The 22,677-nt window shown below is 54.7% G+C and carries 16 protein-coding genes; 12 read left to right on the top strand and 4 right to left on the bottom strand.

Annotated features, from left to right (window positions below; translation table 11 throughout):
• Positions 1-257 precede the first annotated feature (257 nt).
• The 8 genes from FY152_23785 (at position 258) to FY152_23750 (ending at position 10,246) form a co-directional block, all read left to right on the top strand.
• Positions 258-3,785, top strand: a complete 3,528-nt coding sequence (locus FY152_23785) for a hypothetical protein (GenBank protein ID UXS35205.1) — start codon at positions 258-260, stop codon at positions 3,783-3,785.
• Positions 3,782-4,105, top strand: coding sequence for a hypothetical protein (locus tag FY152_23780; GenBank protein UXS35204.1), 324 nt, complete (start codon positions 3,782-3,784; stop codon positions 4,103-4,105). Before FY152_23785 ends, FY152_23780 begins: the two co-directional genes overlap by 4 nt.
• Positions 4,106-4,146: 41 nt before the next feature.
• Complete coding sequence (locus FY152_23775; GenBank protein ID UXS35203.1) at positions 4,147-5,283, top strand: hypothetical protein; 1,137 nt, start codon at positions 4,147-4,149, stop codon at positions 5,281-5,283.
• Between the two features lie 309 nt (positions 5,284-5,592).
• The gene (gene hxsB, locus FY152_23770; GenBank protein UXS35202.1) at positions 5,593-7,002 is read left to right on the top strand and encodes a His-Xaa-Ser system radical SAM maturase HxsB; all 1,410 of its coding nucleotides are present in this window, start codon (positions 5,593-5,595) and stop codon (positions 7,000-7,002) included.
• Positions 6,999-8,087 (top strand): His-Xaa-Ser system radical SAM maturase HxsC, encoded by a 1,089-nt coding sequence (hxsC, locus tag FY152_23765; protein UXS35201.1) that lies wholly within the window; start codon positions 6,999-7,001, stop codon positions 8,085-8,087. Before hxsB ends, hxsC begins: the two co-directional genes overlap by 4 nt.
• Positions 8,084-8,692 (top strand): His-Xaa-Ser repeat protein HxsA, encoded by a 609-nt coding sequence (gene hxsA, locus FY152_23760; protein UXS35200.1) that lies wholly within the window; start codon positions 8,084-8,086, stop codon positions 8,690-8,692. The genes hxsC and hxsA overlap by 4 nt, the downstream gene beginning before the upstream one ends.
• A 6-nt stretch (positions 8,693-8,698) precedes the next feature.
• Positions 8,699-9,580, top strand: coding sequence for a hypothetical protein (locus FY152_23755; GenBank protein ID UXS35199.1), 882 nt, complete (start codon positions 8,699-8,701; stop codon positions 9,578-9,580).
• A gap of 309 nt (positions 9,581-9,889) precedes the next feature.
• The gene (locus tag FY152_23750; protein UXS35484.1) at positions 9,890-10,246 is read left to right on the top strand and encodes an SH3 domain-containing protein; all 357 of its coding nucleotides are present in this window, start codon (positions 9,890-9,892) and stop codon (positions 10,244-10,246) included.
• Between the two features lie 103 nt (positions 10,247-10,349).
• Here the strand turns inward: FY152_23750 and FY152_23745 are convergent, their stop codons facing one another.
• Positions 10,350-12,587 (bottom strand): prepilin peptidase, encoded by a 2,238-nt coding sequence (locus FY152_23745; GenBank protein ID UXS35198.1) that lies wholly within the window; start codon positions 12,585-12,587, stop codon positions 10,350-10,352.
• A 230-nt stretch (positions 12,588-12,817) separates the two neighbouring features.
• Between FY152_23745 and FY152_23740 the strand changes: the two genes are divergently transcribed.
• The 3 genes from FY152_23740 to FY152_23730 all read left to right on the top strand — a co-directional run bounded on the left by FY152_23740 (position 12,818) and on the right by FY152_23730 (position 19,516).
• Positions 12,818-16,105 carry an AAA family ATPase gene (locus tag FY152_23740; protein ID UXS35483.1) on the top strand — a complete coding sequence of 1,096 codons (3,288 nt, stop codon included), beginning with the start codon at positions 12,818-12,820 and terminating at the stop codon, positions 16,103-16,105.
• Positions 16,102-17,868, top strand: a complete 1,767-nt coding sequence (locus FY152_23735; protein ID UXS35197.1) for a hypothetical protein — start codon at positions 16,102-16,104, stop codon at positions 17,866-17,868. The genes FY152_23740 and FY152_23735 overlap by 4 nt, the downstream gene beginning before the upstream one ends.
• Positions 17,869-18,562: 694 nt before the next feature.
• A complete protein-coding gene (locus FY152_23730; protein ID UXS35196.1) occupies positions 18,563-19,516 on the top strand; it encodes a hypothetical protein in 954 nt (317 codons plus the stop codon).
• Positions 19,517-19,828: 312 nt separating this feature from the next.
• On the opposite strand, the gene FY152_23725 is transcribed toward FY152_23730, so the two are convergent.
• Positions 19,829-20,077 (bottom strand): hypothetical protein, encoded by a 249-nt coding sequence (locus tag FY152_23725; protein ID UXS35195.1) that lies wholly within the window; start codon positions 20,075-20,077, stop codon positions 19,829-19,831.
• A gap of 452 nt (positions 20,078-20,529) precedes the next feature.
• Here FY152_23725 and FY152_23720 point away from each other — a divergent pair, with 452 nt between their 5' ends.
• Positions 20,530-21,678 (top strand): tyrosine-type recombinase/integrase, encoded by a 1,149-nt coding sequence (locus tag FY152_23720; protein UXS35194.1) that lies wholly within the window; start codon positions 20,530-20,532, stop codon positions 21,676-21,678.
• A 58-nt stretch (positions 21,679-21,736) separates the two neighbouring features.
• Here FY152_23720 and FY152_23715 read toward each other — a convergent pair whose 3' ends face one another.
• Positions 21,737-22,204 (bottom strand): hypothetical protein, encoded by a 468-nt coding sequence (locus FY152_23715; GenBank protein UXS35193.1) that lies wholly within the window; start codon positions 22,202-22,204, stop codon positions 21,737-21,739.
• Between the two features lie 191 nt (positions 22,205-22,395).
• Positions 22,396-22,617, bottom strand: a complete 222-nt coding sequence (locus FY152_23710) for a hypothetical protein (protein UXS35192.1) — start codon at positions 22,615-22,617, stop codon at positions 22,396-22,398.
• Between the last annotated feature and the right edge of the window lie 60 nt (positions 22,618-22,677).

Genomic DNA, 22,677 nt, shown 5'->3' with positions numbered 1-22,677 from the left:
CAGCGGACAACGTGGGGCCAGAACACCGGTTACACCGATTGGCGGGCCGCGAGCATACTGTCAGTTTATAATATCCAAATTGCGATAGCGGCCAATCGATGCCGCACTTGCTGGGAGGCGGAAGCCGTTTTCGGCTTGGTCAGCCAGCTTTTAGCGAGCATAACACAAAGTGTTAACGCGTAAATTGCAAAGGTGCGCACTACGACTACGCGGCTGGGCTCCAGCGAGAACAAAGTGCATCTGCTTGAGGCAACAACATGAAAGCCAATCTGTCCGTTCTGAAATACTGGCGCGCCGCAGTGGCCGACAGTGCATCGCGGGATGCTTGCCTGACAACGAAGGCAAGCAAAGAGTTTCAGACGGTCTCATCCGAAGAGGCACGAACCGGACGATTGTCTCAGGAAACGATCGACGCTCTTTTCAAAGATAAACCGGATACCCTCAAGCAGGTCGAAGTACTGTACAGGCCACTGCACGTTCGCAGGATGCTTGATCGTGGAGCAGTCAAGAACGACGGATTGCCAGCTGAGGTTGCTCCTATTCTGACTGACGCGGCGGTCGATCGAAAAGGCCGCATCATACCCGGCCACACGCGGATCGCTCGCGATATCCTCGACCCCCTTCTTGGTGGTGGATTTTCCATCGGAAACATGCGCGACTTCGATCGCTTTCTTACCATGAAGCCATTTGAGGCCAATCCTGCAGACCCCGCCATGTGGTCCGCATACCAGGCCTATTGGAAAAAGATGATGGAAGAGGTTGGAGCAGGCTGGCCCCACGGTGACAAAGATTACACCACTATCGACTCCGGTCTGATCTGCCTGGCAACCAATACCTCACAGACCGTTCGCCAGATTCTCGCGCTAAGCGATACTCTGATCAAAGAACAGCCGGACGCACCTTTGCTCGCCAATTTTGCAAGGACGAAAATCCGGGAGATCGAGCCCACCATCGGACTGCCCTTCATTCTTCACGATCGACTGGGTCACTCCAATCAGACGTTTCCAGTCGCCGACCAGCAAAGGGAAGTACTGGCGCATCTTGCTCAAGCCGGAACCGGTGAGATCCTTGCGGTGAACGGACCTCCCGGAACCGGAAAGACGACCATGTTGCTGTCGGCAATTGCGGGAGAGTGGATAAAGGCAGCACTTGCCGGTGGCAATCCGCCGCTAATCATCGCGGCTTCAACCAACAATCAAGCTGTCACCAACATCATTGATGCATTCGCGAAAGATTTTGCGAAAGGAGATGGAGTTTTTGCAGGACGATGGCTGCCGGAGTTCTTCAGCTTTGGCTTTTTCCTTGCATCCTTCTCAAAAGAAAATGAAGCAACGCGAAAGTACCAGACCGATACATTTTTCAGGCAGAGAGAAACAGCGCCATTCCTCGCAAAGGCAAGGACTGCTTATCTAAACGCCGCAAAACTCGCATTTCCGCACTTGAAACAACCGACTGTTGAAACAGTGGTCAAGCAGCTACGCGCAAACATCGAGCATTACAGCCGGAAGCTCCTCGACGCTGATGAAACCTGGCGCAATCTTGTAAATGCGCGCGCCAGGGTCCGCCAAACGCTAGGTGTCGACCCCGACAATGCCATTCGGCGGCTGTTGGCAACGAAGGTAGAGAGCGAAACGATTGCGGCGGCGGCAAGCGAATTGTTAAAGCTCTGGGATATTTGGCTGGCCAAAGAACCATGGCTCACCTCCGCGCTCAGCTTCCTTCCTTTTGTTGCGCAAAAGCGCGTTATCCGCGCCAGAATTTTCTTGCGCGAATTGGGTGTTGACGAGACTTTGCTCGACGAGACACGGCTTGAACGCATCGAAGCGAATCTCAAAGCCTTCGTCACGAATAAACAGAACACGGCGCGTCAAGCTGCTGAAACCTATCACCAGTCGCAACGCGAAATAACGAATTTGCGGGACCACATCAGTGCGTTCCAGACGGTATATAGTGGTATCGGCGGCAAGAAAGCGGATCCTGATATTCTGGACTTCGACCGCCACGCCGATGTGACCATCCGCTTTTCGATGTTTCTACTGGCGACGCATTACTGGGAGGGTCGCTGGCTTCTTGAATTGGAAAAGGTCCTTCCCGCGCTGGAGAAGGTCCGCAAGGATAAAAGAGGTGAAAGCGACCGCGATATGGTTGAGGCGCTTTGGCGGATGCGCATGATGATCACACCCTGCGCAGTTTCGACATTTGCCACCCTGCCCGGCAAGATGACTTGCCGCGACAAGGTTGGACGCAGCTACCAGACTGAATACCTCTACAACTACATCGATCTTCTGATTGTCGATGAGGCAGGACAGGTACTGCCCGAAGTTGCCGGTCCGTCGTTCTCTTTGGCCAAGAGGGCGCTGGTCATTGGAGATACGCAGCAAATCGAACCGATCACATCGCTGACCGCCACTGTCGACGCAGGCAATCTCGCCGAGGCAGGACTGATACCTCATGGGCGCGCGGGAGAAGCCCTGGAGAACTTGGAAGCCGTTGGCATGACATCAAGAACCGGCAGCGTGATGCGCCTGGCTCAATCGGCCTGCCGCTTCCATCCCTACGAAAACCTCGAACGCGGGCTTTATCTGTTCGAACACCGCCGTTGCTACGACGACATTATTCGGTTTTGCAATGAGCTTTGTTACCAGGGAACGCTCCAGCCAAAACGTGGTCCATCGGCCGATATGGATATTCCTCCGATGGGCTATCTGCATATCGACGGCATTGCCCAGGCAGCCGGCGGTAGCCGCTACAACCTGCTTGAAGCACGCATGATTGCCGCATGGATAAAGGCCAATGCCGGGGATCTCGAGAAACGTTACAGAAAGCCCTTAAGTGAGATTATTGGCGTGGTAACGCCCTTCGGCCGGCAGGTTTCTGAAATCCGCACCGCCTGCCGGGAGTTTGGAATCGACGCGAGCAAGGAAACCGGAATCACCGTCGGGACCGTCCATGCCCTTCAGGGTGCCGAGCGGCAGATCGTTATTTTTTCCCCGGTCTATACGAAACATGCGGATGGCGGATTTATCGACCAGTCTCCCAGTATGTTGAATGTCGCGGTGTCACGCGCCAAGGACGCGTTCCTCGTTTTTGGCGACATGGATGTCTTTGCGGCCGTCGCACCAGCTACGCCCCGCTCACTTCTTGCCCGCTTTCTGTTTGAGCACCCCGAAAACGAGATCGTGTTTGAGCAACAAGCTCGCGTCGATCTTTCGAAGGGTTCGCTTGCGGTTGAAATGCTGCGGGACTCCGCTGAGCATGACGCTTTTATGCTTCGCGCGCTGTCAGAGGCAAAGCAGCGCGTCGCGATTGTGTCGCCATGGATCAAAATCGGAACGATGGAGCAAGTCGGCCTGATCTCCGCGATCCGCGCGGCTCAAGCGCGCGGCGTTCAGATGAGTGTCTATGCGGATCCGGTTCTTACCCGGGGAACAGCCAGCAATGCAGATTTATTCGAAGAGGCAGACAATCTTCTCTCTAGGTTCGGAGTTATCGTTCGCCCCGTAGAACAATTGCACAGCAAACTGCTTTGGGTCGATGATACGCTCCTTGCGGTCGGATCCTTCAACTGGTGCAGCGCCCATCGATCGGGCGACTATGCTCGTCATGAAACCTCCATCGTTTATCGCGGACCCCATCTGGCAAGCGAAATAGCGACTTTGGAAAGCAGCCTTAAAAACCGGGCAGCCCTCTTGAGGCAAATGCAGCCGCGGCACGTATCAGAATACAACCAAGATCACATCAGCAGCAGGTTCGCCGCGAATGCTACTCGAGAGGCAACTCAATGACAAAAATCCAAAAACTTGTCATTTCAGTTGTAATGACAGCGGTCCCCTTAGTTGCGTATGCTGACGCAGCTGATCGCTTCGCCCGATTTGAAGCCGGTGTTCGCGCAGTTGAAGATCGATGCAACGACTATTACTCGCTTGTGGACGCGACTATTGGGAGTAATCTGACAAATGAAGAATACGAACGAGCAAAATCGCAGTTGCAGGTATTGCGGCCGCGAATTGCGAAAACACTTGCACATATGTCGTGCGAGGAAGCTGCAGAGGCCGTCGCTGAGATGGGCGGCTTGCCATATCTAAAGGTGTGGGAGCGCCGTTAGGCAATCGGGGTGTCAAAAATTGCCGCGGGGGGCTGGCACAAATGTTCTCTGAACAGTCACGATTTTTTTCCCGTTGGGTCGGCTTACTTGGTCTTGCAGCCATGCTTTCTCTCATCCTTGGTGGGCGCGCTTCGGCTCAGTCAATTGCCGGTCATTTCATCGGCGAAAATCGGTCGAACCTGGAGAATGTTAGCTGGCAGAATAGCTTCGACGGATACGTGGATGGAACGTTCAATGCCGCAAATGGCGTCAAAGTGTCCATCACATCCGAAAAGTCGACAGAGAAACTGGTGCGCCTGGAGGCCGCATGGGATGGCCGAGGGTTATCTCAACTCGCGTATTTTTCAGACTTTCGGTTCGGTAAAACAACCCTCGCAGCAATCAGGCAGCGCTTCGGCAATCTCGGAATAATGCCAGCAAGTGGTTCGCCCGTTGTGAGCACCTCGGACGGTGGTGTGGCGATTTCGAGTTTTTACGAGGTCGCAGACTCTGCCGTTGTCGCAACTTTCGTGACGAAGATAAGTCGCTCGGGTCTCATCGATCTCAAACGCCGGTACGGCGCCGATGCGTATGCTCACATGGCTACTGTGGCTACGCTCCACTCCGTGGCGCTCTCTGATATCAGGTACTTTGAGACCCTTGGCGGGACGACATCGGTGGTTGATGTGGGATATCGTCCGATTGTTTGGCAACCGACGGATAATATGGCTGCGGGACGTAAAAGACAGATATCGCTCGCACGGATCAAACCTTCACAATTGCCTGTTGCGCGCATTTATTCAGGCCCCAGGAACCCACCCGATCTTGGTGGTCAGAGCGCAACGCTTCGAAACTACCAGGACAAGATCACAAGCAGAATGGCCGAAGGTCCCGCTTTTGCCGGCGAACTTGCAGTCATTCAAATCGATTGCGGGGCACGATGTTCAAACGCCTATGTCGGGAACGTACGCACCGGAGAAGTATTCAAGCTGCCCGTGGGGGGCCGAGCCAACCTGGACCTTACCTTGAAATACGAGCTTTCCAGCCGGTTGATGACAGCCCAATGGTCAGACTCTGAATCAGGCGAATGTGTTATCCAGTTTTACGGTTTCGATGACGGCGAATGGATCGAGCTTTTAAAGCACAAAGTCGGCGCATCCGACCAATGCTTGACTTCCCTTTCGCAAAACCTGAGATAGTATATCTCTTGTCTTGCAGCCTGTGAGGGTCAACTCTGTGGACTGGTTTAGAAATGGAAACACAACGAAGCGGTTCAGAATTGTTCATCGATGAGAAGCTACAGCCATGGCTCCCGGATGCGTCCGTTCGCTTCCGATATTTATACCCGGAGGTCGACTTGACCGTGGAAGGGAGTTCGGTTCGCTTTACGGGACCGAATGCAGACGATCCACGCGTGAAACAGGACTTCCAGTTCTGTCTCTACCGTCAGAAAATTTTTGAGCAGACGTTGCCGCTACGCAAAATACTGATCGAGGGAGTAACCGGCCTTGCTGGTCGCTCCTCTTAAGTTTCGCATCGGCAACGACGGGCACGTACTTTTCGCAGATGACGCCGGCGGTTATTTCAAAGCAGACGAGGCGTTTCTTGACCGGTATGCCCGCGACGAATTGAGTTCCTCTGACCTCCAGTTTCTGAACGCCAATGGCCACGCTTTTGATGAATTGGGTGACCTCGCGTATTTGGGCTTCGAACATCGCTTCGCCAGCCGCCTCTACCTCCCGTCCGAAATGGACTACGTGATCCTGGTACCAACGCTGCGATGCAATCTCGCCTGCGGCTACTGCCAGGTTTCGCGGGTGAACGAAGGTACGCCGGGATTCGACTGGAGCGAGGAGACGCTGGCAGCCGTTTTTGAGTTCCTGGGCGGACTGTCGACCAGGAACATCAAGATAGAGTTCCAGGGGGGCGAACCTTTACTCCGTCTGGATGTCATCAAGCAGGTGCTGGCATTCTGTCGGGCCAGATTTGATCAATGCGAGTTTGTCATCTGTACAAACCTGCAAGATGTCTCGGACGAGGCTTGGGCAGTCCTGAATGAGCCAGATGTTTTCACGAGCACCTCACTCGATGCAACCCGGGAAATCCATCAGGCTCAGCGTACCGTAACAACGGAAAGAACATCCGCGTTCTTCGAGAACCTTGACGCCGCGGTCGAACGGCTCGGTGCCGACAAAGTCTCTGCCCTTCCAACCGTTGACCCGCGCAATCCCCCGGTCCCAAGGGCGCTGATCGACACTTTTGTTCACTATGGAATCCGGTCGATTTATCTGCGACCCGTGAACTATCAGGGCTTTGCACGCAAAAGGTTTGATGCCCGGGCGAGTGCTGCTGCCTGGAACCGATATCACTTCCTGTTCATCGATGAACTGATTTCATACAACTGGGATGCAGATCTGGCCGTAGAAGAATATTACTTTACGCACTGTCTAAGGCGTGTCCTGCGGTCAGGCCACAACCATCACACCGATCTCCGCAACCCCAACATCATTGGCCAAAGCTATGTTGTGATCGACTACGATGGCAAGTTTTATCCGACCGACGAAGCGCGAATGGTCACCCGTGTGGGGCAACTCGATCTGTCAATGGGGGATGTTTTCACTGGTCTGAAACCAGACAAGATCAAGGTCCTGAACGGCGAAGCGGTCAACAACTTCCATCCCGATTGCGTCCACTGTCCCTATCAGGCTTTTTGCGGTGTTGATCTGGTCGACGATCTATCACGTTATGGACGTATCGACCATCCAAAGCATCTCACTGACTTTTGCCAGCGCCACACTTATATCTTCGACAAGATTTTTTCCCTGATCTACTCAGAGGATCCCAAGGTCCAGAAGTCCCTCGCGATTTGGTCGGGATCTGTCCGGTTCGACCGATCATTTTCGAAGTTTCACCGATGATCGATTTGCGCCTCAAAGTTGATCCGCTACCGATCGACACTCCGCTCGTAGTTCGGCTCCGTGAAGAACTGTGCGAAGACCGAGGTCCGCACGATGCTGTTCTGCTGGATGTTGCCGGAGACCGCCGGGAGTATGATTTCAACGGCTTTTCCCTGGGTGTCTATGCACGAACCGGTGAGATTATGGACGGTGACGTGCTGCTACTCCTGCCGGGGCAAGTCAGCGCCCATCGCCTGATCCGAGCTCATTCGGAGCACAATACCTTTCTTGTCACCGAACAATGCGATCAGATTTGCGTCATGTGCTCGCAGCCGCCTAAAAAGTATCACCAGGACATGTTTGAGCATTTCGCGCTAGCGGCGATGCTTGCCCCATCGGGTGCGACAATCGGCATCTCCGGCGGCGAGCCGCTGCTTCACAAGCATCGTTTGTTCGAAATGCTCTCCACGGTCATTGAATTAAGACCCGACATCCGATTTCACGTTCTAACGAACGCACAGCACCTCGATGGGAATGACGTCGAACAAATCGCAGGCTTCGGTTGGGATCGTGTCCTGTGGGGTGTTCCACTCTACTCTGCAACAGCCGAAGTTCATGATCGAATAGTGGGCAAAGAGGGTGCATTCAAAACGCTTGAACGCGGACTTGCTACGCTGCTGCGTGCCGGTGCCTCTGTCGAGCTTCGAACGGTCGTACTACAGCAAAACTGGAATGACCTCCCGGCGCTTGCCGAATTCATCTCCACAAGGCTGAATTTTATTTCGTTTTGGGCAGTCATGCAACTCGAGCGCATAGGCTATGGCCGCATGAATTGGACGTCGTCGTTTAAAGATACGTCTGTCGATTTTGATCCACTCGCTCGGGCGCTTGATATTGTGACAGTTCGAGGAACACAGGCTTGGCTCTACAATTTCCCGGCCTGCTCCGTCCCGGAATCCTACCGTTCCAATGCTCCATCAACGATTTCAGACTGGAAACGAAAGTATCTCGATTTTTGCGATAATTGCAGCGCTCGCGAAACTTGTGGTGGTTTTTTTCAATGGTATGATCATAGCGAGGGGTTTACTGCATTGGGGCCATTATGAAATCGCGGCTATTTCTGATCCCGTCGCTTTTGGCGGCGGGTTTTCTGCCGTCAAAGACAGCGGCCATGCCTATTGGCGGAGTCGTTGAGAAAAAGAGCTCGGTTCCAACTATCCTGGAGCGGTTGAAGCTCAAACACGTTTTCACCCTTGCGGGCCACCGATCACACCGATCTCATTCCAGTCATCGCTCACACTCAAGCCATAGATCAAGCAGCGGCGGAGGCTATAGCTATGGTGGGTCATCAACCTATTCATCACCCTCTCGATCCTATACCCCACCCGCGCGCTCAATCTACCCGTCTGCACCCAGCGTACCCGTAGCACCGGCCGTGCCGGCAACACCTGCACCGCTTTATAGCGCGCCGGCGACACCACCTGCCATCCCGCTGAAACCTCTTGCAGGCAACACCGACAAGTTCAAACGGATTGTGATGCAGGTGCAAACAGCGTTGACCGCGTATGGCTATTATTCCGGCTTGATCGACGGGCAGGTCGGCCCAGGCAGTAAAACCGCGTTGATCGCCATGCAGACCGACTACAATTTGAAAGTCACCGGAACCATTACGCCCGAAGTGCTCAACGCCTTCGGTATCGTCGCTAACTGAATCACTATGGATATTAGCCAGCTTCTTTCGACAATCCGAGCGATCCCAGCTCCCACAGCGCCACCGGAGCTTGAAGCAGCGCTCGCTCCACTTCCCCTCGTGCAGATATCAGCGGCGGGCCGCGCGGCAAGATTTGAACGCAATGTCACCGTCCTTGCTGGCGCAACGGCTCTTGCGATTGGCTCCTACCTCGCATTGGCTGTGCATGGTTTCTGGGGAACCGCGCTTGCAGTTGGCACAATATTCACCACTGTTTGCTCATTAGACATAAAAACGAAATTTAAAGCCCAATATGATGGTGCCCAAACAGCCTGGGAAGAGCAACGAACGATTTGGCGGAATCAAGCCGGGCCCGAGAAATTCGAGAAGGCAAGAAATCACTATCTGTCGCTTGCGAATACCCATGCAAAGCTCCCAGCGAAAGAGCATGAGATGCTCAACGCGCTTGAACAGAAAAAGCGCGAAATTCAGTTCATCAGCTACATGAAATCCCAATCAATTGATCGTGCGAAAATTTCTGGCATCGGGCAGGGTCGCAAAGTCACGCTTGCCTCTTACGGTTTCCAAACGGCATGGGACGTTCGCAACGGACGTATTGGTAGCGTACCGGGCTTCGGACCTTCTCTTGTGGGGGAAATGGAGGCATGGGCGAGTTCGATCACCAAGAAGTTCGTTTTCAACGCGTCAATCCCTACGGACCCCCAAGCTGTTCAAGACGTCAAAAACAAAATTGGTGAACAACGCGCGAAGATCGAACGCGAACTCGGCAACGCATCTGATGATTTACATCGCTTAAAGGAAGCAACAGAGACTTTTCGTAATGCGCCGCCGCAAACGATGCTTGACGCGCTGGTTCGTTTAAAACAAGTCGAAGTTGACAGAGGATAACAACCGATGTCCGCACCCTATCGAAATTTCTGGATCATCGTTGGCATGACTGCCGGCGCTACTTTTTTGGCGCACATATCTTCCAAGCATAAAACATCGCACGGTGAAAACACTTCTGCGCGATATCAAAATGCGAATTCGGGTTCGGTCTCGCTCGGGGCCAAGGATGCAAGCACAGGCCTATCTGGTGATTCTCTGACAACACCGCTTCCAACTAATCCGAACAACAGCAAACTCGCGGACGAACAAAAAGTGGCGCCAGGACAGACGTCTGCTCGGCAATCTCGAAATATCGAAGAAGACCTGAAATTGGCATTCGATGTCGCAGTTAAATCCGCATTGGCGCAAAAAATCGAAAATGGCTCTATCGCAGCCGTAACTGACGCCGTAGTTCCCCCTCTCCCGCCACTGATCACGAAAGAGATAAAATCAACACCCCAAATCGCGATCGCTCCAGTCTCGGATCAAAAGAACGCAAAACCTGCCAGAACCATAACCAACCTCAACATGCGCAAATCGCCTGATCCGACGTCACCATTGATTGAGATACTGCCGACGGGGACCGTGGTCGCTGTTATAATGGAGGAATCCGGATGGGTGCACATCCTTGTGACGGAAACCGGCCGAGATGGATGGGTAAATGCGAAATTCCTTCGGAGCGATTAACTCACAGGAGGAACACTAAGTTCTTGATGGGATCTGAACCGGCGACCCGTGATAAACCTCAGTTAAGTGCTTGAATTGCAAGCATTTGACGCTCCCCAACCGCTCATCGATTGAGACAACACTTTTTGAACTTGAGGCCGCTTCCGCATGAGCATTGCTCGTTGCGACCTATTTTGCCAACCCGCAAACTGACCTGATCTAGTGGCGCCGGTGACCGACGAGGCAATTTTGCTAGGGTCGCATCCATCACCGAACTCGGCTGCCATGGATCGGACAACACTACGGCCTGCCTCATTTGGAGATCACCGGAGTGTAGGACCATCCCATACCATCGTTCAGCCCTCAATTCGTACTTCTTTATTCGCGCATGTTGCAGGATTTTCTCTCTCGCGAGATCCTCAGGAAGCGAATTTATATGGATCGTCATACCTGCGTGCTGTGCGTCGAAAGGAAGTGAAATATCCTTCGTCTTCGCTTCGCGGACAGCCGCTTTATTTTGCAAGTCTAAAGCACGTGAAAGACCATTTGCTGAGCTGTCCGAAAGTTGCAAAAGCCACATTCCCGGTTCTGTCAGTTCCGGGCTCGCACTGGCTTCGATCTGTGCTACTATCGCTCCTAGCGGCGTGCCCCTATATCGAGTCAAAACTCCTTTGATCTCTCGGCTTCCAGAAGCGCCTTGACGCCGGACCGCCATGGCTACGTCCACGTGAGCCGTAAAGTCGTCACCAAGATTGACCATATCGTACTTGTCATCGAGCCATAGGTTATTCCTGAGGTGGTACGAAAGCGGGATCAACTCGTTGGTGATCAGCAGCTTGGTGTAAGAGCGTGCGCGCAAATCCAGGTAGTTCAGAAAGTGGAGCGGCGTCTCCAGAAATTCCGCGATGATGTCTAGTGTGAACACGTCCGTGACGAGCGGACTTCGGACGATCTTGTCGGCCTCTATCTTGAGGAACTGCCGCGCCTGGAAAGTCAAAGCGGGATAGTGATCGGCGAGGACACACATCGGATAGATGATTTCAACTGGGCCGGCAATCTTAAGTTCCCGTCCCTGCATGTCTCGAAAGACAAAGTCGCTCGGACGCTGCAATGCGCCTGCGCAGAGAAGCGCTTGATCATAGGCGTTCGCAACGGCCTTTTTAAAATCGTCTTTGAGCGCCAGGTCGTTTCCTTTGCGCGCATTCAGAGTAAGGCGTTTTGATTTCGCTTGAACAACAATCGCCTGGTTACCGAAAAGGACGAGCGCATCGGCCTCCGCGTACCGATTCTTCCCGCGGTAGATGTCAATATTCGTTAGGACACGGGAGGGGCCAAACACCGAGCGAAGGCGCTCACTCGAATAGGATTCTGTGAAAATGCCCCGGTTGGCGGTAGCGGTAGAGCGATAATCGTCGTCCGCCATCATCCAGAAAAACGGCGACTCGTAGAGTGATTCCTGCAGTTGGTAGTGTTGCAGGAGGATATAGCCGCCGTCTCCGCAAGCTAGAATCGGCCGGGCGTTCGCCTCATTGAATTCACTCAAGCCGATAAATGCGCTGTTGCGCTCGTGCCTGCCAAACTTGAATGCAGCTAGGATCGCTTCGACCCTCCCAATTGCGATCTCAGCGCGAGCCGCAATATCTTTGATCGTAAAGGTAAAAGCGGGAAGAAACGTCCATTGGTCCGGGGACTGTGCTCGCATTTCCTTGCGAAGAAGGCCTAGGCGATGAAGGTGATGGTCACCAATCGCCTTCGCGACTAAGAGTGCCTCCGTGATGCTGAAGCCGCGTGTCTTCTCGAGCCACTCCTCATCGGCGCGGTATTTCAGCTCGGTAAGGGCTTTGTACTGGAAATTGTAAGCAGATTCACCGCCGTAGAAGATGGGTTCCCGCATCGCGGCTCCATCCTGAAACGGATCTCTGCCGGCCAACAGACCTGCCAGATCTCTCCCGCCGAAGAAAGCCTCGGCGGCCATGGCATGATGAAGCTCTTGCATAAGTTCGTCGGTGCTATCGATGTAGCCCTGCAGGGCTTCCGGCGCCGGCATATCCGTTGTCCACGGACTGCGAACCATCAGGCCTATCAATGTCGAGATTTCACTTCGCAGGAGACTGGAGCCCTCATAATGAGAATCCATGTCTCTGACGCCGAGCTGGCCGCTGTATCGGATGAGATTATCCCGAAAGCAAAAATAGGCGATCGCGTGAATAAATCCCGGAGAAGCGCACAAGATTTCGAGCTCGGCAAAGACTTCACTTTCCGTCCTCTGGACAGTCTCAGCTTCTTCCAATGCCTTCTCCTTCGGCGTCGCCCTGGGCCCCTCATATCGATTCGATACACCATTAGCGCGAAGTTCGTGCATAGATTTTTCCGCCGCTTGAAAAACGTATGCTGGCGAACCTAATATTTTTCAGATGATTCTTACAATTTAACCGGCTGAGACAACTAAAAATGGCTCGCGATAAAGATGCAAAGAACAAATCGCTAGGAAGCCGGTTCCGGTTCGCGGAAGATGCGTTTCATTCCCCAGTCGATCGATGGAACTCACACCTACGTTCTGCCGTCGGCATTGATGACGGCGAACATTATGTGTTGCGCTTATTTCCCAAGACGCGGACGCCTTTCGACGAAGACCTGAAAGGCATCGTGGCACGAGCCCAAAGGCGAATTCGGCGTGTGCTCACATCGAAAGTGGCGCGCGACGTTCTTGTTGAGGTGCTTGAGGTTGCCGAGGATAAAGACGAGATTGCGATCGTCATGCTTGACCCTGGCAGCCCCATCGCAGGCTCGTCGCACCGAAAGAAGGCGCGCAAAAGCCGCTTCATGACGAATACGGGTCGCTACGTTTTTTGGCGCAATATTAGACGGGTCGCGGAGGGTTTGCGCCTGATTCACGACGCCGGAATTGTACATGGCTCGGTGTCTGAGCAGACAATATTTGGCGCGAGTGACGAAACCGAAGGGTATCGGCTCGGCGGCTTCGAAGCATGCATCCACATCTCCGATGGTGTGCTTGGGGCAAACGAACACCTCTTTGACCCCTCAGCATCGATCTCTTTTAGACAGGACTGGAAGGATCTCGCACGAACCGCCAGATCGATCCTTGGAGCTGATAGCGACGAGGGGCCAGCTCTCTCAGCAATCGAACGCCGAATGCTCGAGAGGTTGGCGGAACCTCCACAATTCCAACTCTTTGATGGGAATGTAGTTATCAGAGAACTGGACGAGGTCATCTCGGACGTTGGCCGGGCAGGATCTAGCGCAGAAGGCGAACTCGTCCTCTACCCTGGCCACGGCGTTGCCCAACGCGACCTGCCCTTTCTAACTTCCGGCGTTATTCAGGCCACCGAAACAGACGAGATTTTCAAGTTCGTTGAGAACGACCTTCTAAACCCCAGCGTTCGCGCCAAGTCGACCGGCCAAGATAAGGTCCGGCTGATAACGGACGTCGCGGTCTATGATTTGAAGTTACAGACCGATTTTACGGCTACCATCGAAGCGGCTCACAAAAGACAGCCAAACGATTGGTTGGATGGGGCGATCGAAATCGCTCATCGTCTCCAGCTTTCACGGCACCGCGGCGGCGCGGAGGAGCGCGTTCGCAGGCTTGGACATGGTGCAAAGCGGTGGAAGGATTTGTTCGGCCACCCAGAAGATGATCGCAAACCGGATGACGTGTCGACGTGGTATGCGTTGATCCTGCTTGAAGCCTTTACCCTACTAAGGGAGCAATTTCGAATCTATCCTGTTCAGATTTCACCCATGGTCGATCCGGACGAGAAAGATGTGGTGACGGTGATTCTGGTCGAGGATCCCGAACGGGAAGAGCGCCGAAAGCGCATTGGCCTGAAAAAGACTGTAACAGCTCTTCAGTCGGAAATGCGCTACGACGACGGCAAACCGAATTGGACCTTATCGCCAGTCGATGATTTGGTCTTCAGTCGCGAAAGAAGTCCGGAGCTCAGTTTTGAAGAGTGCAAGTTGGTCGAGGGCCAGCTGACACTCACCTTCACCACCAATCACCTGCCGACGCTTGGTGACAACCTGTTCCTACGCCCGAAGAGAGATACTGGAACTGAGCGCGCCATTCGCCGTCGCCTGCTCAACATCGTCGCCGCACGACAGAACGTGGAGCTTCTCAGATCGCTCGATGATCCGGCACAGGTAGCTCTGGATGACGTCCTACGCGAGATCGCTGCGCCTGGCGAGCCAATTGAAGACATGGACCCTACCAAGATCGCTGCCTGGGATAGCATCGTTGCTGGACGATCGATAAATGTGGTCGTCGGACCACCCGGTGTCGGAAAAACCTTCCTCATCTCCAATCTCGTGAAAAGCATTTTGCAGCGAACGCCAGACGCTAAAATTCTCGTATCGGCACAGAACCACGAGACACTCGTTCATATGGAAGATGAGCTCCGCAAGTGCCTTGCGGAACGGGCATCAATCATCGTGCGTGTAGAGAAGTCGCAAAATAGCGTCGAAGACAGCACGCTGCGACAGAGCTCGGTCGCCTTGTTGAAATCGGCTGCGCAGTCCGTTGGAAGTCGACCGGCGATTACCAGAAATCAGAGCCGGCAGATTGAGCAGACACTGAAGCCTATTGATACTGCTGAAGCGGCACAAGCGGATAGAATTCTGCGCGACACCGACAATCTGATGCTCCGTTCCGCCGACGTCACTCTTGCGACGACGTCATCGAATACCATTGAAGAAATGATCGCGGACGGCGAACAGTTCGATTGGGTGTTCATCGAAGAGGCTGCCCGCGCCAACGGCGCCGAATTGATTGGCGCTTTGCTGTTAGGAAACCGACGCGTCATGATCGGTGACCATAAACAGCTGTCACCATTCGACAGCGCTGAACGACAGCGTTTCTACGATCCCTCCACGGCCGCAGAGCTCCTGGTCGACGCCCAGGAAAAACTATCGGCTATCTCGGACCTGCCGCCTGAGGTCGACGAAGCGTTCAGTAGCCTGAAGTCCAATTCTTTTCTATTGAGCGACGTTCTGGCTGCAGCAACACGTCTTGAAGAGCCGTTCCGCACAATTGCCGAGCGCGAAGACGAACGTCAAGCCGCTACGGGCCGTGAGAGTTCGATATCGACGACTCTCCAGGAACAGAGCCGCATGCACCCAGCGATCTGTGACCTTGTGTCTAATACATTCTATCAAAAAAAGCTCGTGTCCTCCGACCGCGTGAAAGAGCGGGAACAGAAGGTTGACGTAGTCAATGGACTGCCGGCCTCACCGATCGTTCTTCTCGACCTGCCTTCGCTAAGCGTCGCGCGACGCCGATCGTTTGAGGAGAAAGTGAAGAGATCGTACAAGAATGAGGTCGAAGCTGCCGCACTCATCACTGCTATGAAAGACTTAAAACCTGTGATCGGAAAGGACGGCCGTCGGCCGACGCTTGTTGTCCTCTCGCCCTATTTGGCGCAGGTGAACCATTTGGAGCGCAAGCTCCGCCAGTTTATCAATGTTCGATCCGACACGCTCTTCGGCTTTTCCAGCCCTCGTGGTAACGGCAAGTTCGTATATACAAGTGATAGCTTCCAAGGCGGAGAAGCTGACGTTGTTCTCGCGAGCCTCGTCCGAAACAATGTCTTCGTCGGCACTCGCGCGCTTGGCTTTATCAAAAGCCCGCAACGTATGAACGTTCTGCTCAGTCGCGCAAAGCAGAAACTGATTCTTGCGACGAGCCGGAAGTTCATCAAAAACGCCGTTGACGGTATCGACCCGGATAATACCAATGAGGAGTTTCGGTTCCTGACCTTGATGCTCAATGAGATCTCCCAGCTGGAAACCCAGGATTTCCCTCATTTGGGGCCGGGTGTTTCCGTCGTCGTGGCGGACGAGAACGGGAGATTGAAGAAGTGAGCAAAATATATATTCCTGCGTGGCACTATCGAGCGCCAGGTCTCGTCCAGCGGGTTTGGGGATGGAGCCCGATCGAGGAAATGGTCTTGCTGACGCTCGATGCCACGCCTGGCACCATCGATGAACTGGTCTCGTCGCTTAAAATCCCGCGTCAGGTTGCCGCTTCCACTGTGGCCCGACTAATGCAATTTGGCCTGATTGAGGTCCGCATGGCACCTCGGCCCGTGCTTTCAACCAACATCGTCGGTCGAGAGTTCATTCGATCGGGTCGCGCGCTTCCTGAGAGGTCCGCGGAGAGAGAGATCGGTATTAGCGTGATCTATGAGAAGGTCGGAGAATCGGTCTTCCGTTACAGGGACGTTGATACCATCTCGGTTGGCAGGTTACCCGCAGCCGGAAAGATCGTTGCTTTCCCTGTTGGCCCCGCGGAGACCGATTATTCCATGATGCAGCGCGTGACGGAATTCATGTCGGGCATGCTTCGCCCGGGTGAGTGGCTTCGCGGCATCCAGGCCAACAGCTCGTACCTGGAGCGCAAATTTCTCGAGATCGATCTCAACGACGTCAAAGACGGTATGAGCCCGCCGGGCGCGAGCGAAAAGCTGATAGAAGCACTTAGATCAACGATACGAACGGGAATATTGCCAAAGGCCGCGTCTTCAGCGTCTGAGGAACCAGCAACGATCTCGACAGAAGTTTGTCCCGATCAGATCGTGGTGGGCTCGCTCCAGCAACTTGAGCGTTTTGAACAAATCGTCAAAGCGGCAACATCACATGTTTTCGTGCTGTCTACCTTTGTCGCTTCGCAAAATGACGAGCGGTGCAAGGAAAACCGCGATCGGTTGTGGCGGGCTCTCGACGATGCGTGCCAGCGGGGCGTCAAATGTCACCTCTTCTTTGGAACATCCATTGACGTCCCAAAGCATACAGCAGCGATGCATGAATTGGGTGAGCGCCTGTCCGCTATCCGCCGAACGCGCGGCTACGTACTTGCTCATCGCGACTCGGTTGATAGCCACGCAAAGTTCTTGGTTGCGGATGACGGGAAAGGCGGAGCGATTGTTTCGATGGGATCCTGCAATTGGTTATCGTCCCCGTTTAGTGCCGTTGAAGTGTCGGTCGAATTGACTGAGGCGAACGCCGCAGGCGCAGCAATGGACGTGATGCACTCAATCATTGCCAAAATATCGACTGCCGGTCAGTCGATTGAAGCACTCCAATTCATGGCTGCCGAACTGCGACGCAATCGGAGCCGTCTTTCAACCTCGACCCCCTCACCCGGATCCGTAAGGACTGCCATGCGCATTCTCCATGCGTCGGACCACAATCGCTTGCTACGAATTGCTGCACATGATGCGAAGACTCGATTCATCTGCTGTACGAACCGAGTAGGGGCTAACATGGTGCCTGCCCTCTTCGACCCAGCCGAAGTAGCTGGCCAGAGGCTTGATGAGGTGATGATTTACTATTCCCGGCGGGGAGGGCCAGTGAAACGCAGTCACGTCGCTGAGCACCGGAAACGAATGCAAGGACAAGTCGACCTTCATGGCGTGCCCGAACCCCAGCTTCACGCGAAGTTTCTTGCATGGGACAATGATCAAATCGTTGTCAGTAGCCTGAATTGGGGATCTCAGTCAGCCGACACGGACAACCCCATGGACGAGATCGGACTTTTCCTCGAAGGCCCCGGTCTGGCGACTACGCTTCTTGAAAAATTCCAGTCTGCAATTCGGCGCGTCACGCAGGAAAATTTAGGCAATTAACGACTAGAATTGGTTATGACCGTCACCACCAAAGTTTATGAGGTGGAGGCTAGCGAGGAGGCGCCAGGCTGAGTTTCGACCAAAAAGACTCGGAGGAGATTATAATCTCGCTTAAGAGAGTGGGTTTTTACGCGCATCCACGAACCGACGCTTCTGAGTTGAAAACGCTTCGAGCGTGTATTGCAAAACTCCAGCCGAATACAACGCGGGTTGATAAGCTGCGCCCGAGGGATATCGAGTCAGCCCGACTGAATACTTTGTCGGCTAACCATGGACTCGGCCTTTTTCCGCCTCATACTGACTTTGCGCTTCGCTCGTTGCCGCCTCGTTATGTCGCACTCTTCTGTCCAGTCGCGCGGCCAGGTGGCACGACCTTGTATTGCGGCAAGCGACTTCACGTGGGACTGCCCTCTGGAACCTTCCGCATCAAGACGGCTACGAAGTCGTACTCTGCAACCTTCGTGAACACGAGTAAGCACGGCCGCTTTTATCGTTACAACGCCGACGTGATGCACCCTCTAGACAGGGATGCCCAACGTCTTGCCGCGGCAATCGATCTCGCAATGCCGGACCATATCATCTATTGGCACGAAATCTCTTGGATAATCATCGATAACTGGTCGTTCCTCCATGGACGCGAACCGACCCCGGAGCAAACCGGCTGGCTCTGGCGTATAGCTTTGGAAACGCACACATGACTTGGGACGCATCAAAATATTTCGCGAAGGCCAAGCGCTATTGGTCGAAAGCATCGGAACTGCCTCGTGACGATGACCAATTCCTTCTGAACGTTTCGTTCTTCTGTGAATTTTTCATTCGCGGGGTCCTAATATTCAAGAGTCCTGTCTTAAATGCCGATCTTTCCGAGGATAGTTTGCTTCATGCGGCCGGCGTCGAAGGCTTCGAAAACGCCAAGACTGTCGGGCTCCGCACCGCTATCACACGCCTTAAATCTGCTTACCCAGACCTCAATGCCGTGACCTTCGACCCCATCTCGGTGCTTATCGAGGCACGAAACCGCGAGCTGCATGGCGAGGGTGATGACATCAGCGCGCAGGATCTCAGCCAGATCCTTCCAGCCGTGTACCTGCTCGCCGTGAAAGGCGCCGAGGCCACCAAGCTCGATCTCTCTGATCTCATGGGAGCGGAAGACGCCATTGCCGCTTCTGAGGCGGCGACCGCGAAGCTCAAGGATCGATCGCAGCGCGTCAGGAGCGACATTAAGAATGCAAAGGACCGGTTCTATGAGCGAACAAGTGAAGAACAGGCAGAACTGCGCAAAAGGGCAGCCGCATTTGGCTACGCGGTGCAGACGAACGGGACACATTTGAAATCTCATAAGTGCCCTTCCTGCGGGTCGCAGGCCGTGCTCGGCGCAAAACCGGTCGGCGTCAGCCGCGAGTTTTTGCGTGACGGGTCCCTCATGTACGAGGCGCGCGCGGTTCCGACGAGCTTTTCGTGTGATGTCTGTGGTCTCAAATTGACCGGGCTTGCTGAACTCATGGCAGCAGGTCTGCCTCACGAGATCACAACCCTTGACGAGCGGGATCCGGTAGATTTTTTCGGCGTCGACCCGATGGAATATGTCGACACAAGCGAGATCATTCGTGAGTATGGTGAGGAGATGCACGGGTATCAAGACGAATGACGGTACTTGGAGCAAAGTCGGTGGCAGCATTTCAGCGCCGGCACGGAAATTGGGCATATCGACATCTTCAACCGACAAGAGATCGACACGCACGCGAGACCGGCCTGCAGGGTGCTATCCCTCACCACGGCCTGATGGTAGCACGGTGATCGTGTCAGACGACGCCGGCCAGTTCCGAGTTGGCAATCACGCGCTGTGCTGGGTTCATGCCGAGCGTCTCCTGCAAAAGCTGATACCAGGAACGGCAAAGAAATAGCAGTCTCCTCCCATGGTCCGCGATCTCGTCTGGCGTTTCTACAAAGCGCTGAAAGCTTATAAGCAGAAACCTTCACCGCAGGCCGGTCCGCCTTCCGACGACGGTTCGACCGTATCTCCAGCTTGCGTACGGGGTATGAGGCGCTTGACAAGCGGCTTGAGCGGCTGCTTCGAAGGAAGACGGAACTGCTGAAGGTGCTCGATCATCCCGAATGCATCCGACAATGATCTGCGGAGTTTTGTTACAAAGCGAAAGATCTCCGGCGGCACGATGAGTCGTGATGGCCGCGTCGCGCGCGACGTCATGCTTGGCCTTCTCAAGACCTGCCAAACGCTTAGACTATCTTTCTACCATTATTTGGGTGACCGGCTTGGCATCGACAACGTCGGCCTAGCGCTTCCACCCCTACCGACGATCATTCTCGCTCCGGCTTGAAAATCCGGAGCCGCTTCAGCTCGGCTACGCCATCTACGTTGACCAACGGCACCGCCACCAAATCTGCCCCACCTACCCCTTCAGCTACCGAGTCATGCTGATTTTTGTGAGACCGTAAGCCATTGAAATTATGGTTAACAATTGATTATACGAAAGCTATCTTGGCATTAGAGTTCAGCATATCGTACGGTTGGAATTTAAGCTTCTAACCATCGATAAATAACCCTTATCGATGGTAGTTGATTTCGCGGCGCAAATCGGGGAAAATCGGGGCAAATCACGGTCCCAGCGGGCGCCGAAACCCGCGATTCTGGAGTCCCTCGTGGCCAAAGCGACGACATCACAGACGTCCGCCGAGCGGCGCGCCGAAGAGCTCGATACCATTGCGTCCGTCCTACCGCTCGAACGCCGCGACGAGCTCGCCGAGCTGTTGACCGATCAGGACGTCGAGACGCTGCGCCATCTCGTCAACCAAGGAATGGGGGACAATACCCTGAGGGCACTAACCTCCGACCTCGCCTATCTCGAAGCCTGGGGACTGGCGGCCACAGGACGATCGCTGCCATGGCCAGCGCCCGAGGCGCTGCTCCTCAAGTTTGTGGCCCATCATCTGTGGGATCCGGAGAAACGTGCGACTGACCCCGACCACGGCATGCCTGATGAGGTTGACGACAATCTCCGGCGCCAAGGCTTTCTGAAATCCACCGGCCCGCACGCACCGGATACGGTGCGCCGGCGGCTGGCCAGCTGGTCGACCCTCACGAAATGGCGCGGACTCGACGGCGCCTTCGCCTCCCCTGCCCTCAAATCCGCCATTCGTCTGGCGGTGCGCGCCGTCCCGAGACAGCGTCGCCGCAAGAGCGCCAAGGCGGTAACATCAGATGTGCTGGCAAAACTGCTGGCGACCTGCGCCACTGAAAGCCTGCGCGATGTCCGTGACCGGGCGATCCTGATGGTCGCCTTTGCCTCCGGGGGCCGCCGCCGCAGCGAAATCGCAGGCCTTCGCCTAGAACAACTGACCGTGGAAGCTCCAATCGAAATTGAAGGCGGCCCTCCCCTCCCCTCTTTGGTCATTCATCTCGGCCGCACCAAAACGACAACCGGTGAAGCGGACGAGGTCGTCTACCTCACCGGCCGACCTGTCGAGGCCTTAAATGCGTGGTTGGCGACTGCGAAAATCGACAAGGGCAGCGTGTTTCGGGGGATCGGCCGTTGGGGAACAGTGTCAAAACGGGCGCTTGATCCGCAGTCGATCAATGCGATCCTCAAGCAGCGGGCGGAGATGGCTGGGTTAGATCGGGGGGAGTTTTCGGCGCATGGATTGCGGTCAGGATATCTGACCGAGGCCGCCAATCGCGGCATCCCCCTCCCCGAGGCCATGGAGCAGTCGCGTCACCGCTCGGTCCAGCAGGCTTCCAGCTACTACAACAGTGCGACGAGGCGGAGCGGCCGGGCTGCGCGCTTGTTATAAACGCCCCACTGGCCGCGTTTTGTGCCAGAACGGTGGCTGCTCAAGTCAGAAAGGTTGCTCAACGTCCCAGAATCAGACTTCCATCGTTCGATCTAAGCAGCGCTCGCAGGGCCTCGTGTTCGGGCCCAATGGGTTTCAGATCGAGGAATGCGTCGACGGACCTGCGTGTCTCGTGCCCCCCCGACGAGGGATTTGCGCGATGCAGGACGAAGACGACGTCACCCTTGCTCTGACAGCACAAAAACCAGCGGTCGCCGTTGGCGCTCACGGCGAATTCCATCTGCTCTTCCGTATCGCAGCTCTCACGCGTACGATTCATCTCGTTTAGGGAACCTACCTCCTCGCCTCCCGCTTGCGCGTCGACTGTACTCTTAGACGCGGGATAATCCTCGTAAGCGATCATGCCGGCCCGGATCTGCTCGATGAGAGAGGTCTCCGCCGCGTGGTCTGCTCCCGCCGCGGGCTTCAGGTCAAGCGTCGCATAGTCCGCTCTTTTAAGAAGCCTTCGCAAAAGAGACTGCTTCATGTCGGTTATGTTCACCAAAGCCAGCCCTCCGTGATCAAGAATAAAACAAAAACAAAGCTGATCACAACGACGATTGTTGGAGCGGCGCTGGAATAGCTTGGCGAAACAATGTTGTGGGTGGGAGGCACATCCTCTCCTTCCGTTAACGTGTCGGTCTGATGACCAGGATCATCCCGCGGGTAGCTCCCTCATCACACTGCCGCAGATTGCCCTGTCTTTCGGCGCCGCGCTGGACGAACCGGTTTCAGCTCGATCGGCTGAGCTTCGCGCAGCTGGCGAAGGCGCGCGGTTTTGCGGATCCGGTCAGTTGCTTCCGCTTCTATGATCTGCCGCGCCACTTCACTCGTGGTCGCGGCCTTGTCTCGCGCGGAAACCTTTTCGGGCTTGAAAAATGCCTGCTCGGTCATGGTCATGATAATCTCCTTTTGGTCTCCGGCCCGGACGCATCCAACCGGTCGACGGTGGATCAGGCC

It is taken from the genome of Agrobacterium tumefaciens, from assembly GCA_025560025.1.
In the GTDB taxonomy this organism is placed as follows: Bacteria; Pseudomonadota; Alphaproteobacteria; order Rhizobiales; family Rhizobiaceae; genus Agrobacterium.
This window is presented reverse-complemented; position numbering and strand designations above follow the sequence as displayed.

Excerpts from the sequence above, each read along its gene's own strand:
- FY152_23730 (UXS35196.1), top strand. The coding sequence starts at position 18,563 with ATGACTTGGGACGCATCAAAATATTTCGCGAAGGCCAAGCGCTATTGG.
- FY152_23775 (UXS35203.1), top strand. The coding sequence starts at position 4,147 with ATGTTCTCTGAACAGTCACGATTTTTTTCCCGTTGGGTCGGCTTACTT.
- FY152_23745 (UXS35198.1), bottom strand. The coding sequence starts at position 12,587 with ATGCACGAACTTCGCGCTAATGGTGTATCGAATCGATATGAGGGGCCC.
- FY152_23710 (UXS35192.1), bottom strand. The coding sequence starts at position 22,617 with ATGACCATGACCGAGCAGGCATTTTTCAAGCCCGAAAAGGTTTCCGCG.
- FY152_23785 (UXS35205.1), top strand. The coding sequence starts at position 258 with ATGAAAGCCAATCTGTCCGTTCTGAAATACTGGCGCGCCGCAGTGGCC.
- hxsC (UXS35201.1), top strand. The coding sequence starts at position 6,999 with ATGATCGATTTGCGCCTCAAAGTTGATCCGCTACCGATCGACACTCCG.
- hxsA (UXS35200.1), top strand. The coding sequence starts at position 8,084 with ATGAAATCGCGGCTATTTCTGATCCCGTCGCTTTTGGCGGCGGGTTTT.
- FY152_23715 (UXS35193.1), bottom strand. The coding sequence starts at position 22,204 with ATGAAGCAGTCTCTTTTGCGAAGGCTTCTTAAAAGAGCGGACTATGCG.
- FY152_23780 (UXS35204.1), top strand. The coding sequence starts at position 3,782 with ATGACAAAAATCCAAAAACTTGTCATTTCAGTTGTAATGACAGCGGTC.
- FY152_23755 (UXS35199.1), top strand. The coding sequence starts at position 8,699 with ATGGATATTAGCCAGCTTCTTTCGACAATCCGAGCGATCCCAGCTCCC.
- FY152_23725 (UXS35195.1), bottom strand. The coding sequence starts at position 20,077 with ATGACGTCGCGCGCGACGCGGCCATCACGACTCATCGTGCCGCCGGAG.